General features: G+C 44.1%; 12 protein-coding genes. 4 read left to right on the plus strand and 8 right to left on the minus strand.

All coding sequences use genetic code 11. From position 1 onward, the window contains the following. Window positions 1–6 precede the first annotated feature (6 nt). Together JAO78_RS05560 and JAO78_RS05565 are read right to left on the minus strand one after the other, a co-directional pair. Window positions 7–1065, minus strand: a complete 1059-nt coding sequence (locus tag JAO78_RS05560; RefSeq protein WP_226750358.1) for an efflux RND transporter periplasmic adaptor subunit — start codon at window positions 1063–1065, stop codon at window positions 7–9. Then, complete coding sequence (locus JAO78_RS05565; RefSeq protein ID WP_226750359.1) at window positions 1065–1601, minus strand: TetR/AcrR family transcriptional regulator; 537 nt, start codon at window positions 1599–1601, stop codon at window positions 1065–1067. Before JAO78_RS05565 ends, JAO78_RS05560 begins: the two co-directional genes overlap by 1 nt. A 341-nt stretch (window positions 1602–1942) precedes the next feature. Here JAO78_RS05565 and JAO78_RS05570 point away from each other — a divergent pair, with 341 nt between their 5' ends. The 4 genes from JAO78_RS05570 (at window position 1943) to JAO78_RS05585 (ending at window position 7153) form a co-directional block, all read left to right on the plus strand. Then, complete coding sequence (locus JAO78_RS05570) at window positions 1943–2347, plus strand: YccF domain-containing protein (RefSeq protein WP_226750360.1); 405 nt, start codon at window positions 1943–1945, stop codon at window positions 2345–2347. Window positions 2348–3087: 740 nt separating this feature from the next. Further along, entirely contained in the window at window positions 3088–4230 is a 1143-nt protein-coding gene (locus JAO78_RS05575; protein ID WP_226750361.1) for an SIR2 family protein, read from the plus strand. Between the two features lies 1 nt (window position 4231). Then, the gene (locus tag JAO78_RS05580; protein WP_226750362.1) at window positions 4232–5974 is read left to right on the plus strand and encodes an ATP-binding protein; all 1743 of its coding nucleotides are present in this window, start codon (window positions 4232–4234) and stop codon (window positions 5972–5974) included. A gap of 48 nt (window positions 5975–6022) precedes the next feature. Then, the gene (locus JAO78_RS05585; RefSeq protein WP_226750363.1) at window positions 6023–7153 is read left to right on the plus strand and encodes an MBL fold metallo-hydrolase; all 1131 of its coding nucleotides are present in this window, start codon (window positions 6023–6025) and stop codon (window positions 7151–7153) included. A 345-nt stretch (window positions 7154–7498) separates the two neighbouring features. Here the strand turns inward: JAO78_RS05585 and JAO78_RS05590 are convergent, their stop codons facing one another. From JAO78_RS05590 to JAO78_RS05615, 6 genes are all read right to left on the minus strand, one after another. Next, the gene (locus JAO78_RS05590) at window positions 7499–9664 is read right to left on the minus strand and encodes an AAA family ATPase (RefSeq protein ID WP_226750364.1); all 2166 of its coding nucleotides are present in this window, start codon (window positions 9662–9664) and stop codon (window positions 7499–7501) included. Further along, entirely contained in the window at window positions 9661–10098 is a 438-nt protein-coding gene (locus tag JAO78_RS05595; RefSeq protein ID WP_226750365.1) for a VPA1267 family protein, read from the minus strand. The genes JAO78_RS05590 and JAO78_RS05595 overlap by 4 nt, the downstream gene beginning before the upstream one ends. Next, window positions 10098–10775 carry a gamma-mobile-trio protein GmtX gene (gmtX, locus tag JAO78_RS05600; protein WP_226750366.1) on the minus strand — a complete coding sequence of 226 codons (678 nt, stop codon included), beginning with the start codon at window positions 10773–10775 and terminating at the stop codon, window positions 10098–10100. Before gmtX ends, JAO78_RS05595 begins: the two co-directional genes overlap by 1 nt. Continuing rightward, complete coding sequence (gene gmtZ / locus JAO78_RS05605; protein ID WP_226750367.1) at window positions 10775–13438, minus strand: gamma-mobile-trio integrase GmtZ; 2664 nt, start codon at window positions 13436–13438, stop codon at window positions 10775–10777. The genes gmtX and gmtZ overlap by 1 nt, the downstream gene beginning before the upstream one ends. Further along, window positions 13438–14895: a gamma-mobile-trio recombinase GmtY gene (gmtY, locus tag JAO78_RS05610; protein WP_226750368.1), complete on the minus strand. Its 1458-nt coding sequence runs from the start codon at window positions 14893–14895 to the stop codon at window positions 13438–13440. The genes gmtZ and gmtY overlap by 1 nt, the downstream gene beginning before the upstream one ends. Before the next feature lie 168 nt (window positions 14896–15063). Then, the coding region (locus tag JAO78_RS05615) for a PEP-CTERM sorting domain-containing protein (protein WP_226750369.1) at window positions 15064–15279 on the minus strand (216 nt) is incomplete at its 5' end.

Raw genomic sequence — 15279 nt, forward strand, 5'->3', positions numbered from 1 at the left:
TGACTCCTAATATTTTTCAAACGGACGCACGACTTGGCCGTCTTGTAAATGATAAATACCCGCAGAGACCACCTGATCGCCGGCTTTTAAACCGGAAAGCACTTCAACTTGCTGCTGGTGGATCCGGCTGACTTGGATAGGTTGTCTGCTGACTTGCTGAGTTTCGGCTTGATAAATCCAAACATGGAATTGCTCTGGAGTTGAGGTATCTAATGCCGAGACGGGGATCAACATATTATTCTGAGCAGCGTTGTTCTCGGTGACCACCGTCACCGTCATGCCTGGCAATAAATTTTCACCGGCGAGTCGCGGCATAGCAAAAGACACTTGATAGGTTTGCGTGACCACATCCACTTCTGTCGCATGCTCACGGTAAGTAAGCGGGTGAAGGCTGGCATTATCATCAGATAATTTCACATACACCGCATAATCGGCTTTATCTTGCACTTGGCGCATCATTTGCTCTGGCACGTTAATGTGCACGCGTAATTCAGAGACATTCTGCACGCGTAAAATGGGTGTACCGGCCGTAACGGTGGAATAACGCTCGATTAAGCGGCGTGTAACTAACGCATCAAAAGGCGCGTTTAACTGCGTGTACTGGCTATTACGCTCGGCGTTTTGCAACGCAACTTGCGCAATATCAAAATTAGTTTGTAACTGGTCAAAAGCCGACGGGGTTAAGATCCCTTGTTTACGCAGTGGCTTAGCCCGCTCTAAATCTCGCTGCGCTTGAGCAAGTTGCACTTCGGCTTGTTGCACGGCCAGTTGATAATCGGTGTTATCCAGTGCCGCTAATAGCTCACCTGCAGGAATAATTTCGCCTTGCTGAACCGGTAAAGCAGTTACACGCCCGCCCACTTGAAAGGCTAAATCGACAGTACTGACCGCATCAATTCGCCCAATAAAACTGCGACTGTTGGCATGTTCATCTCCGCTAACGGTATATAATTTCACCGTGGTTAGTGTGGTAGCTGACTCTTGGCTTACCGAGTCGGAACAAGCACTGAGAAATATCAGCAGGCTAAGTACGCTACTGATCAGAGTAAAAGATGGGCGGTTCATTATCTTAGCTCCTGTGCACGAATCGTCATATAATTTTCCAATTGACTGTGTTGTTCTGGGGTCAAGGGTGAAATGTTCAGCAACTGATGAAAGGTTAAGGCTTCACTGACCAGCAATAATGACATCACTTCGGGACTGTGATGATGCTCAGCTAAAATGTCGTTAAATACCTTACGGTTATGTTGCTGCAACGGCTTTAACAGCGCCGGTTGCTCTGCTGCCGCCGCTAAGATAGCCATCGCGGTATTACTGCTTAATTGCTGAGTGAAACACTCTCGCGCTTTTAAGAAAGCCGCTAATTTTGAAGACTCTGTTGCAACAAACTGTTGGCGGCTGTGCTCAGCATCATCCACTAAAAATTGCACCATGGCACTGAGCAAAGCTTCTTTTGACGGAAAGTGATATAGCAAGCCACCTTTACTTAAGCCACTGGCTTGTGCCACCGCATCCAAGGTGACCTTACCCGGCCCTTTTTCTGCAGCAACGGCTAAGGCCGCTTGTAAAATCTGTTGTACGGTAATTTGTGCTTTATTCACGTTTGCTGCACCCTCAAATCAAAACCGTCTAGTCGGTATAGTATAACGGCAAAATCACAAACCGACCAGTTGGTACAGTAAAAGTTTTATCACAGACTCAGCTAAGCGCTATCTGGGCAACACTGTTGGGTTAGGGTTGTGCCACAGGTGCCTAGGTATTTTTACTATAAACTGGTTAAATACACTCAAAAATACCCTTAGAAAATTACAAGCTAAAAATAAAACAAATATAAACAATAACTTAAAGTTGGCACATTTATCGCTTTGTTTTGTCAGCGGCCAAAGTGCAAAGACACGTGAACGGCAAGCGTATTAAATTTAATGAGGTTGTGGAGCGCAAGATGAGTGTATTACGGTTAATTTTTAATATTTTATGGTTTTTACTCGGCGGACTAGTGATGGGCTTAGCCTGGTGGATTATTGGCTTAATTTGCTTTATCAGCATTATTGGCATTCCGTTCGGTCGTGCCTGCTTTGTCATGGGGAAACTGGCGTTCTGGCCCTTTGGCCGCGATGCGATTAATCGTCGCTATATTAACCGCGTAGAGGATTTTGGCACCTCGGCTTTTGGCACTCTGGGCAATATTGTCTGGTTTATCTTCTTTGGTATTTGGCTGGCTATTGGCCACTTAATGCATGCCTTGGTTTGCTTCCTTAGTATTATTGGTATTCCTTTTGGCATCCAGCACTTAAAATTAGCTGGTTTAAGTATCGCGCCCATTGGTAAAGGCATTGTTGGGCGTTAAATTGACTTAATCATGTTCGGTTTAAGTCACTTAGTTTGCATGAAAAAATACCCCCACATTAGGAGTATATAGTAAAAACAGTGTCTATTCGCGTGTGAGTGAGTGACAGGGCTTTACATATAGGGTCAGCGGCTTTCATTTCAAACGTAAATACTGTGTATAATGGTATGTACGTTTTTTATTTGCGCCGAGTCCTTCGGCGGTAACCATTCATCCATGAATTTTTGTTCAGTGTTTAATTGCACCTTGTGAGTGCGACTTGTTCCAACAAGTCGGGAGAGATAGGAGTTTACGTCATTGGTTTAGCAGGACGGGGATAGTTGTTTGCGGCAAGTACAGAGTTGTCGCCGCATCCATGCGGCTTTGACAGTTCAGTTGTTCACTCATTGATTCACCTTCTTGATTAATTGCACTTAATTTACCACCGCATTGCAACCGCTCCTTACCACGTGTTGCAAATTAATCGCACCACAACTTTCACGGAAAGTATCACTTCGTCGGATCTCGGCTTTGTGCCAAAAGCAGAAATTCACTGAAATTTGATTAAATCGGCGCTTTTCACTGAAAGCGGACGTTACTGAGTATAAGCGGACCAGAGCTTTAGAACATTTCGGGACATTTTTTAGTGTCAGAAAGTATAAAAACGTGCATTATCAATCTCATGTTTCTGTTGGTTACCTGTTTTCAGACTATAACAATGCGGCCAAAATTAGATGGCCACTAGACTCTAAGGAGGGGGTATGGCATTTGATACTACTGTTTTTGAGCAAAAAGAGTTCAGAGCTGCATTAAATAAGCTTGAAGAACTGCTTTCACATTCGAAAGCCGTTTTGTTAGGAGCAGGAGCCAGCCATTGTGCAGGCTTGCCCCTGACTAATCAGTTAACTGATAAAGCACTGCAAAGTGATAAGCTATCTGACAAATCCAAACAAATATTAAATGCCATACAAGCATCTTTTACTGGGGCAAAACCTGCGTCTCATATCGAAGATTATTTAAGTGAATTGGTCGACTGGTTAGCCATTACCACACGTCGTGTGAACCGGATTGTTGACAGTTGCCAAGTCACTATTGCAGGCATTGACTATAACAACGAAGAATTGTTAACAGCCATTGATGAAATCAAGCTAGCTATTTTTGAGGTCATTAATATCGAGGTAGATTCAGAAATCCATGAGCGTTTTGTTCAGGCTCTTCATCGTCCCATGCGGCCAGGCAAAGTTAGCAGCTCTGGCTGTATTGATTATTTGGTGATGAATTATGACACACTGATTGAAGATTCATTGGCATTGTCAAAGTTGCGCTATGCCGATGGTTTAGAAGGCGGAGTCTCAGGTTGGTGGAATCCAACAACTTTTGAGCAAGGAAATTTGGACGCTCGTGTATTTAAATTACATGGTTCAATCAACTGGGCAGAGCATCCTCCATCCACAACACCTTTACGGATCGCTCCCCATTTAAAGCGCAAGCAGCAACAAGCAGCAAAAATTATGATTTGGCCTGCGTCAACGAAATATCGCGAAACCCAGCTTGACCCTTACGCTAACTTAATGCACCGAGCTAGGTCGTCGTTAAACCCTCAAGGCGGGAGTCAGCGCGTTTTATTAATTACTGGTTATAGCTTTGGTGACGCACATATCAATCTTGAGATTGAGCGTGGTTTAAGGTCTTCAAATGGTAACTTGACAGTTATTGTGTTTACCAGTGATGCAGAGCCTAACGGTATATTGCAGACTTGGTATGAAAATCCTTCGATTAATGAGCAAATACTGATTTTTGCTGACAAAGGTTTTTTCCATGCTGAAAATAAACAGCTATCAGAAAACAGTATTGAGTGGTGGAAGTTTGAAAACCTGACTCAAATTCTTGAAGGTGGTATTTGATATGGATAACAAGTACATCAAACCAATTGAGAATCTGTCGATCGGCAAAATTATCGAAGTCGACGGTTCTCGTATTATTGCCGAACTTGACGCTTCTATTTCTGATCTTTCACGCGTGTTTGCTGGTGAAAACTATCCAATTGGTCAATTTGGCTCAATAATCAAAGTGCATTTTGGCCGCAGGTCAATTTATGGCTTGGTAAGTCGCTTACGTATGAAAGCAGATTACCAACTTGAAAAAGGCCTGCCAGTAGCCTCCTCAGATGAACGCATTATCGAAGCCGACTTGTTTGGCGAGGGGGAATGGAGGAGAACGGATGGTAATGATTTTACCCTTGAGTTTGAGCGCGGCGTTGCTACTTATCCGTTACCACAACAAACCATTTATCTGACACCAAAGTCTGAACTCAGATTTATTTATGGTGACGCAAAAGGTGCCGTCATACAACTTGGAGAGCACGTTGGTTCTGGTGGCGCACCGTGCTATGCGGAGTTGAATGAACTTTTAGGCAAACATACTGCGATTTTAGGCTCCACGGGGGCCGGTAAATCTGGGACTGTTGCTGCTGTCATTCACAGTATTCTTGAACGTGGTCACATTGCTAATCATGAGCATTGGCACCCTCAAATTATTATTCTTGACCCTCATAATGAGTACGGCAAAGCATTTCCCGCACATCAGCGATTATCTACCGATGAGGGGTCTTTGAAGCTACCTTATTGGTTACTCGATTTAGAAGAATCACTAAGCTTGTTTATTGGCAAGACTGAGTTTGCTGCGACATCACAGTCAAATATTGTTAAAAATGCTTTGATTGCTGTACGTGAGCAAGCTGCAGAACAACTTGGGCTTGATAAGAACCAATTGACCGTAGATTCGCCAGTTCCATATGTACTTGGTAGTACCGAGGGGCTAGATTACTTTGGGTTTAAGGACGGTGCTCGCTATGAAGATGGATTAATTGGCGCAATCAACGCACAGCGGCCAGATAACAAGGATAAGAAACAGCACGAGGATTTCAGTAAAGTCATTCGTAAAATTGACTCACTACTAAAAGATGGTCGACTCAAATTTATGATGGAAAGTTGGGGAGGCGGCGACGATCCACTCCCTGCGATCGTCAATCAATTTTTAACACATCAAACGACAGTTCAGATTGTGGACTTATCTGGCATACCTAATGAAGTCGCAGGTGTTGCCAGTGCTGCTATTGCACGAATCGTTTTTCAACTTAAAGTCTGGCAAACAGATGCAGAACGGCAAAATAGCCCTGTGTTGCTAGTGTGTGAGGAAGCCCACCGCTATGTCCCAAACCGTGGTGAAGCTCAGTATGAAGCTGCGCAATCTGCAATTCGAAGGATTGCTAAAGAAGGTCGGAAATATGGTGTTGGCTTGTTGCTCGTATCCCAACGACCTAGCGAAGTTGAAGCAACAGTGTTGTCTCAATGTAATTCTTGGATAGTGCTTCGAATAACCAATGACGCAGACAGAGAGCACGTTCGCAGTATTTTGCCTGATTCAATGTCTGGGTTAACCAAGATGCTATCTGGACTTAGACGGCAAGAGGCTATTTTTGTTGGGCAGGCTGCAACATTGCCGTCCAGGATTATGATCCGGAGTCTCTCCGACGAACAACTGCCGAGGTCAAACGATGTCGATTTTGATAAAGGTTGGCAAAAACAAGCAATGACTTTAGATCAGATTGGCGCTGTCGTTCATAAATGGCGCTATCAAAGTAAGTGATAAATTAGAAAAGTGCTAAGTAAAAAATAAGGGACTTTAGAGGTTATGATGGATAAATTCATTTCATTAAGTGTTAACCAGGGAGACTCGTTCTATTTAGAGAGAGACGGGAAACAGATATTGGTTGATGGCGGTAGGTCAAGAAGTGGATTTGCGAACCTGTTTGTGCGTATAGCTTGTACCAAGTCGATAGATATTCTAGTTTGCACTCATGCTGACGCAGATCATATTAATGGATTACTTGGTTTTTTTGAGGCAGGGTTGAGTTCGCGAGAAGTATGGCTCCCAGGTACTTGGACCAGCAGATTGGTTGATTTGTTGATTAATCCTCATCACTTTATATATGAAACTTTTGAACAAGTTATAGACCTCCAGCATACTGAAATATCCACTTTAGAGGGGTTTACGGAGTCCCGATCTTTTTCTAGAGAAATCAGACCTAGTGGAGGCACGGAAGATGGAGAAACAAGTATCCATTCAATTTCTGATGCAATTGAAAATGCAGAAGATTTTAGGGTAGAAAGAACGATACTATCTGGATGGCCATATATTTGGCCGCATCGCCTAGACTCTACACAATTAAGCTTGTTTTTAGACGCCATTGATACAGCCGCAAAAATAAGAGAACTTGCAATACTCGCATATCATTCGGGGGCAAAAATAAGGTGGTTTGAATATGATAAGCATCAAAATCCTAATGGAGGAGAAAGCTACTTGATGCCTGTTAACTCCCGTGAAATTTTTCAAGTCGCGAGGCCCGTAGATGCATTTAGATACTTAACTTTAAGTGTTGCAAATAAGGAAAGTCTAGTTTTCTACTCGCCAAGTTTAAATAATGCTACTGATGTTTTATTTAGTGCAGACTCTGATTTCTCATTTAATCATCCTTTACCAAATATTGGTCATAATTCGATTGTCACAACGCCTCATCATGGATCTGAACATAATGAGAACGCATACACCGTCCTTAAAGCTCAGAATCTACTAAAAAATACCACTATTTTTGTCCGTAGTGATGGTCGATTTAGGACTAGACCTGGAAGCTCTTATAAATCACTCAAAGCCCAAAAATTTTGTACACTTTGTAAAGTCGTTAATTTTGTGAAGCAAGATGTAGAATTTTCAGCTTCACAGCTTGGTTGGATGAAGGGACAAAATGTAGCTTGTTGTTGCTGTTGAAGTAATTTAGTACTTGAGTATTGGATTTTCGAAATGGTCTAATCACCAAAATCTTCATAGAAAGCTCATTTCATCAGAATCTACAGGAGCACAGGTTCTATGAGTTCTGCCTTATGATAAGAGCTTTGAGCACAATGGATTCTCGAAAAAACCAATGTCTGCAAAGTAAGGCAAAGCAGAGATTCGGTTTTCTTGTGAGCGCCTGATCTGAACGACTGCAACTCGCTCATAGCTGACGATCAATTAATTGTATGACTGCTGAAGCTGGTGGTTACATGAAAGTGCAACGGGTTGTAAGCCGCGATTGTTCGTGGTGATAAATTTGGGTGATGTTTTGCAGCTTTGCTAATTTTGGTGTAGTAGTTCACTCAAGTAGCTATTTCGCTTATGTGAGTTACTGTGGGCTTCTGTAATAACCCTTAGTTCATCCGAGCTACCAACTATATGGATCTCAACCTCGGCTCTGGTAATCGCGGTATACAGCCACGCTCTATCAACGATTTTGCCTTTCTGTAGTGCAATAATGATTCTAGGAAACTGCGAGCCTTGAGCTTTATGAAGGGTTATTGCATAACCCAACTCCATGCAATCGAGCACGGACTGTGTGACCTCAACTTTATCCCCCGTATCCAGCGTTACTTCACCATAACTTTCACCTGATGAGTCAATGCTGGTAAGCGTACCAAGAGATCCGTTTTGAATGCCTTTATCATAGTGGTTTTGCGTAAATAGAATCGCATCATTCAATCTGAGGTTTTGAAAGAATCTCTCGCCGTGCATTTCAAACTCAAGCCTTTTACCGCTTGGGTTAACAGCCTCTTGGGTCAGTTTATTAATTTCAGCAACGAGTGCCTTGGTCGGTGCCATGACGCGACTATTTTCAGGTGATTGCTGATACAACTCACAACAGGCTTGAGCAATGTCGCTCTTTGCCGTTTCGTGGAAGTGAATAGCCCCCGTACTTAGTTTTTCAGGCACGATACCTTGATTAATGAGCTTGGAGTATTCAGGAATACCCGTTGAGCCTTTCTGACGCTTAACGATATCTAGCATAGTATTAGCAATGGCTTTTGATAGAACGATATCAGCCAAAACCTTGCCGCACCCTATAGGTGGTAACTGGTCAGGGTCGCCAGTAAAGATAATACGAACCGATGGGTGAATATGGTTGACCAGGCGATACATGGTTGGCAAGTCAATCATACTGGCTTCATCTATTACCAGTAAATGCTTTGGCTGGTCTGAACTTGGCTCAATAGGCTCTCTACGTAATAACTTAGCGATAGTTGAGGTGATAAAGCCAATTGACTCATGCAAGCGCATAGCGGCTCTGCCACTCAGCGCGACCGCATGTATTTCAAATCCCATTTGATGGTAGGCTCGAAGTGCGGTTCTAAGGACTGTGGTTTTACCTGTGCCAGCTCCGCCCGTAATACAGCTCACGGCGTTATCCAAACACGTTGTCACTGCTTCAATCTGTTTCTTGGTTAGCTCGTATGGTAATTCATCAACCGAAGAGCAATATGCAGAATTTGCAACTTCGTCATAAAGGTTGTTTTGATTAGCTAGTGCTTTAAGTCGTTTGGCAACGACATTTTCCATCAACAACTGGGCGGTTGGATGATAAGAGCCAGTGTCAGGGTTTAGGATGTATTGCGCTTTGTTGTGACCTGCTTTAAACGCTTCCGTCACCAGTTCCTTATCTTTGAGCAATTTGGTTAGGTATGGGCGTAAACACGCTTGAGTTGTATAGGTGTGGCCTTTCTCAATCTCTTTTCGAATCGCGGTTTCAAGTGCGGCACTTAGTCTGCGGTGATCACAAACTGTGATCTTAAACTGGTCAAAATTAACCAGTTTATCGACATCCGTAAACGACATTCCAAACCCAATAAGGACATACGGATTTTGTTTAATAGCCTCAATGGACTCTTCTCCATGATGCTTCAATAAGCGCTGCTGAATACTTGCTGGTATCTTGTGTTCGGTCATCCAGTTGCAGTAGGCCAGATTCTTATATTTGGCGTAACCCTCAAATAACGCATTGATAGAATCTTCACTCAGGACACTTCTAAGGCGCTCTCTTGATTCATGAGTGTCTTTTCTAACCGTTGGGTGAAAATCCTTTCCTAACAGTTCCCAGAGTGCTCTAGCTTTACTTTCACCGATACCTTTGAAATCACTTTCTCTGGCAATAAAGCGAATAAGCTGTTCACCCGTTTCTGGCAGGCTGCATTCGATGTGCTCTGGTGATTCATAGGTATGCTGCTGCATCACGTAATCACCCGTTTCCATTTCTTCTATTAAACGATGGCCTTTAACCGACCAGTGCTGGCCGAGGGCTGGTTGAACGGGGATGGCATCTGGATCAGCTTTGATGGTGACGTAATACTTGCCGCTATTGGTTTTGTGTGAGTTTTTTTTCAGTGGCACGCCACTGAATATCACCATTTTGGTAGAGCTGTAAGGAATGCTCGTGACACGCATTTGGTCTTGATGGAGTGTAAATTTCATCGTGGCATAAACCCCATTTCTGACAAGGTTTCATTCAGTTCGCCAAACCGCTCCAGTTTACCTTCCAGCTCTTTAACTTTGGCTTTTAGCTCAATGTTTTCAGCTTCTAAGGTCGATACTCGTTTAGCGTCGAGCAGCTTGCGATTAGCCGTGTTGTCGTATTGCTTTGGTTTGTCAGCATTGTTCTTTGCAGATTCGGTCAATGGCGGGAGTATACCTTTATCACGCAGTTTTTCTTCTAATGCCTTGAGCGCTTTTCTAAGCGTAGGATTTTGGTTAAGGGCAGACTTGCCGCAACCAACCCCTTTTGCTACTTCGATGCGGTTGAGCTTGCCTTTAAAGGCGATTTGCTTAAAGTCATCATCAGTTTGAGTGGCTTGCCATACTTCAAATGCTTCGAGGTTCTGCTGCGCTCTTTGCTGACCGTTCGCCATTAATCATCTACCTCACCTAACAACTTGCGTAGACCTGTCGCAAAACCTCTAGGGAATATTTGTATGTTGTATTCCATGTCTTTTACTTGGCCTGCTTGTGTGGTTTGCCAGTTATGTTTTTCCATACATTCGTCAGAGATAGCGTAGGCTAAGGCGTTCTTCTCAGATTCGGTCAAGATGCCAGATAGTGAAGGCAAGACTTCAACACTCGGCTCTGCGCTTGCATCAAACTGACGTACAGGACGCTTATCAATGGTAATATTCGCGTGCTGTTTTAGCAGATTAACCTCTTTGCGATAACGGTTGCGCTCGGCAATAATCTGACCAAACAAAGCCCGTACCGCAGGGTCTGGAATACGCTCAAGCAGCTTGTTATCCTGTGGAACAGACTTAGAGCGTGAGGTTGGCGATAACGGCTTTTTGGTGGTTGTTTTGCACTTTGCTGCCCATGCTTCAATCAAGGTGCGGTAGTGCTTGTTTTTGGTTGCTCGCAACGCTTCGTAACCTGGGCCACCCCCTGCTGCTGATACTCGCCCCATTTGTGCAATGGAGAAATCACGCTGCCCCGATTCTATATAGGCTTTCAGGATGTCGTTAAGCTTATCTAGGTTTTTTTGGGTTCTTGGCACTTTGTCGTCTTTTAGGTCAGCCAAGATGATATCAATATTAATGTCCATTAACCCTCCAATAGCGCAGGTTGGGTGAGATTTTCTAAGCGCAAGGCCTTATCCGACAGTGCATTCATGCCAGCGTTAAATAGCTTGTGATTAGACAGGTACTCACCCGCTTCGATGTAATTAGCCACTTTACGGTAGCCTTCCATTTTATCGTCAGGGTCGGCTATCTTTGCCATTTGGCGTAGCATGGCATTACCAGCGATTAGCTGCTGTTTCTCATCCATTTCCATAAAGATAGGCTCAAAGCCTTTCTTCATCAGAGCACGACTAAGTTTGCGGGAGCGCTTTTCAATAGCAGGCGTCTTACGCAATTCATCCTGCAAGTCAGGAAAGAATTCGGCATCGTCACACAGAAGGGATAAGTGCAGTAACTCAGACTCTGTTTCAACGAATCTCAAGGCATGGCTAATATCTTGTTCATTCCCTACTGCAATCAATTTATCTTTGGTGTCGTCATCGTTTCGGGCTTCCTCGACGTGAATGATTTTGCTGATTAGCTCGAAGCACGCTATCCAGTCTTTGGTATATTCATCGGCCTCTACTTGTTGCTTTTCATAGCGGCGCTGTAGAACCTGCATGTCATTATGTTTGGTAAAAGGCGCACCTTGCTCTTCACAGAAGAACTGCTCGTCTTTGAGTGCTTCTAGCTCACCCTCGATTTCAACCGATAGGTTAGCCGCTTGGTGCGCCTTGTAACTGAGTTGATTAAACTGAGCGTTAAGCGCTGGCAGGTATCGCGCCTCAGTAATAAACCAACGGCAACGAATGCAGTTTTCAGGGCCATGCGGTACGCTGCCATAGATGCGATTGGCGGCAGCACTTGCATCTCTAATCAACTCACCACCGTTCCAACACCCGCCCAGCGTACTGACTTCATCGGATTTTACGGTGTTGCCTCCGACCAAACATAAGCCAGCTGAACGCTCCTCCCAGCCGATGGGATTACGGTTAACCAGTGCTGCCTGAATACTGTCTTCTTTGTGGTAGACCATTTTGCATTGAATTTGCGCTAGTGAGGCATCTTTGAGGAAGTTGCGCACTGACTGCTTAGCTTTACCCTCAAGCTCCCCTTCGGCTTCACTCATTTTTTCCGCCATCACGGACGGGGTGATTTTGTTGTAATAGATGGTCATTAGGATACGTGAGTGCCCTGCCAGTAGTTTGGATATGACAGGTAGTGGCAATTGGGTATCCATCGTGTAGCATGTTATCAAGGATACACGCAAGCTGTGCAGGGGGAAATTTGTGGCATTCTTATCGCTTTCTGGAGTGCCTTCTGGGTAATCCATAACCAGTTTAAGCCGCTCTCCATTATCAAGCGTATTACCTTGCTCAGCAAGCTGGTTTTCCAGTGTTAGCAAGAGTTGATACCAGAAAGATTTCATCGCATTTGCATTTATCGGTTTGTATTTATCATCACCGTTTGCTGATGCATCACGAAACAGAAAGGCGATTTCACCCATGCTCTCTAGCTGGGTTTGTGACTTCTTTTTCGTAGTATGTTTAGTTAACAGCGTGGTGCAGTCTGTCGGTTTCACTATAGGGTTGTATTTTTCCTGCCAGTTACGCAGTTTTTCCAGCCAATATAATACTTCCTCATTCTGCCAAGGGATGATGTAGCCGCGTTCTAGTTCATCTTTATTCTGGTCAGCGGTTTTGTTGGTGTTGATATACAAACCTGTGGAGTGCTGGCCTGTCATGGTGTCATGGATACGGCGAAAGATGCCTTTACCAAAAGGGCGTTTTTCGCTACCGAGCGCAAAGTCATGCTTGTCATTGAGCTTCCAATGACCGCTTTCATAACGCCACGTATCCGCTTCACCACTGTCTAATATACGCACTTGATAGGTGCGCAGTGGCAGATGCAGCTTCATAAATATAACCATCGCTTTGACAGGTGACCAGATTTGGTGGAGGGTGATTCTTTTACCATCTCTAGTCACTTCTTTGGTGCGCCACACGCAATCGGGGTCGGTTTTGTCAATCAGCTCAGGCTCGACCTCGAACCAGTCGCCACTTCCACCTGCTTTGCCTTGCCCTGTCTGCTCTTGTGCCCATGCCCAATGCTTGAAATGGCGGTAGTGATAGCTAGACAGTAACGACTCGCCTTGTGGTAGGTTTTGCTCAATCACCGTCAGTTCCGCTTTATCTGGCAATGGACACAAAATTTGGCGCAGGTCTTGGATGTAACGATACGGAAGTGGGTTACGCACGGTTTCAGTGTGTGAGGATTGCTTCTTAATTTTGCTCAGCGGATTGCGAACCAGTGGCATTAAGTTGCCGCTATCATCTTCTTCAGATAGATGATGTTCAATGACGTAATTAATGAAGTCAAAGGTGTAGTTGATAGACATTGTTAATCCGGCGGGGTCGTTAATAGTTTTTCTCACAGTAGCTTCTAGCTCTTCAGTGGAGCAGATATGACCATTGTAGCCCTTGAAAAACAGAACAATATCAGTTGCATAGGGAGCGTACTCTAACAGGTAGGACTCAAAAAAACAGCCCAACGCTCTGCGCTTGTGGTCAACCCCCGTATGTTGTATCGCCATCCACTCAGCGGCTAATTCCTGCCATTGCTCCCACTCAGGGCCAAGGGTGGTGAGCATCCATTTAAACGTTAAGTCCGATGAGCGCCCGTCATATTTCTTGACTTTTTTTGCCATTATTTACCTCGTAATTTCGGATGCTTGCCTGTGAAATAGCCTTGCGGGTCAATATCGTCAAAACCGTGCTCGACCAACTCTTTCCAATCTAGCGATTTTACTTTGGACTCAGGATTTGCCAGTTGTAGCGTGGCCTTGTTGAGTTCATCGGAGATTTCCTGCTGCCCTTTACCTGTGTAGGGAACTTGAGACTCCAGTGATTTATGGTGCATACATCGTCGTATCACCAACGGGTTAAGTCCTGAACGCTCTAAGCGTCTGCCATAACTATGACGATGACCGTGCGGGTCTAACCCTTCCGATTTGTTTGGCTCTAAGCCAATGCGCCTTAATCCCGCCGCATAGCTTTGGTGAAACGCATTCAAAGTGTATGGGTTTCCAAGGGCGCTGTGATGGAATGAAATGAACGCATAGGGGTGATGGCAGTCAATACTGGCTCGATATTTTTGGTAACTCTTCCACAGTGACATAAAAACCTTGCCATAATCCGTTGGAAACCACTGAACTTGTATGTAGTTATCTCGATGGTCTACAACTCTTGTTTTCCAGCCAACGTATGCCGTGCCTTTCATTCGTTTGCGTGGTATACGAGCGTATTTTTCTTGTAAATAGGCTTCTCTGGTTTTTGTCCCTGAGCGACTACGCCAACCTTCGGGTGCTTTACCATCGACTTCGTTGTAAATTCGAACTATCGCTTTTTCAGGGTCATACGGATCTTCAAGTACATCAGTCACCCAGAGCATAATAGCTTCACTTTCACGCAAACCGCCACCGTGCATCAAGAGCAGCATAAGCTTATCTCTCAACGCAACTCGCGGATCTTTTGCTCCGCCAATACCATCTTTATAGAATGATTCCCAATGCTTATCTGGGAATGCTAAAGCATCGTCTTCGGCTTTCGTCAATGGAGTGCGTCCTTTCATTGTGCGAGCTTTACGGATGGTTTTATTAACGGTTTTATCTTCAATATGTCCAAGGAAGTCATGTTGGTTTTTTCGATACCATGCCGCATAATTCAGGCGTTGCTCATGAGGTGTGGCATCTCGCAAAGGGTTCATTGGCTCTGCGCCATGCTTGTTAGCCAGCCAATCAGTAAATGCCGTTAATCGATGAATATGTTTATTGACGTTATCAGTTGAGCTTGGCACCCAGTACAAGCCAGAGGGATCTAAACCATCATCACCGATGGTGCCTGTGTAAAGACGCTTAGCAAAGGTTTGGAATAGCATTTTAGGATCTTCAAATAATCCTTTGTTGGCTTCCATGTAATCCAAGAGCAAAGAGGTGGCTTGTATAAAACCATTCATTAAAGCATTACTAGCACCATCAGCTTCCATCTTTAGCAAGTAATCGGTAACTGAACCAACTTCACCTTGTTCGGTGATCAAGATGGGGAGCTGACTTTTAATGCCAGTATTATCTTCTACGATAGTTGCTTTGACTTTAACCGATGACAAGGTTCATTCCTTTATACACATTAAACATACAATACACTATAATGCTAAAGTGTTTGTTGTCAAATAAAAAGGCAGATTTCTCTGCCTTAATACACAATATACATAGTTCAAGGTACTATATATAAATAAATTGGGGGTATGGTAAGTACTGTAAATACACTTTAACGGTTAGTTTAATCGCACTTGCCTTATACGATAAGCGGTAAAAGCCAAAAGCCCCAACCCGAACAAGTATAAAGAGCCCGGCTCAGGAACTGCCGCGATGGAAATATCACCAGCAGCAATAGGAGTAGATAAAGGATCTACCAATTGCTCATCATACACTTCAAATTGCTGCAAACTCGGCAAGCCTATTCCAAAGTAAGAATATTGAACCACAAAATT

The organism is Alishewanella maricola (assembly GCF_016343785.1).
GTDB lineage: Bacteria > Pseudomonadota > Gammaproteobacteria > Enterobacterales > Alteromonadaceae > Alishewanella > Alishewanella maricola.

Bases quoted from the DNA above. Each gene is read 5' to 3' on its own strand.
- JAO78_RS05560 (WP_226750358.1), bottom strand. From the start codon at position 1,065: ATGAACCGCCCATCTTTTACTCTGATCAGTAGCGTACTTAGCCTGCTG.
- JAO78_RS05570 (WP_226750360.1), top strand. From the start codon at position 1,943: ATGAGTGTATTACGGTTAATTTTTAATATTTTATGGTTTTTACTCGGC.
- JAO78_RS05575 (WP_226750361.1), top strand. From the start codon at position 3,088: ATGGCATTTGATACTACTGTTTTTGAGCAAAAAGAGTTCAGAGCTGCA.
- JAO78_RS05580 (WP_226750362.1), top strand. From the start codon at position 4,232: ATGGATAACAAGTACATCAAACCAATTGAGAATCTGTCGATCGGCAAA.
- JAO78_RS05585 (WP_226750363.1), top strand. From the start codon at position 6,023: ATGGATAAATTCATTTCATTAAGTGTTAACCAGGGAGACTCGTTCTAT.
- JAO78_RS05590 (WP_226750364.1), bottom strand. From the start codon at position 9,664: ATGAAATTTACACTCCATCAAGACCAAATGCGTGTCACGAGCATTCCT.
- JAO78_RS05595 (WP_226750365.1), bottom strand. From the start codon at position 10,098: ATGGCGAACGGTCAGCAAAGAGCGCAGCAGAACCTCGAAGCATTTGAA.
- gmtX (WP_226750366.1), bottom strand. From the start codon at position 10,775: ATGGACATTAATATTGATATCATCTTGGCTGACCTAAAAGACGACAAA.
- gmtZ (WP_226750367.1), bottom strand. From the start codon at position 13,438: ATGGCAAAAAAAGTCAAGAAATATGACGGGCGCTCATCGGACTTAACG.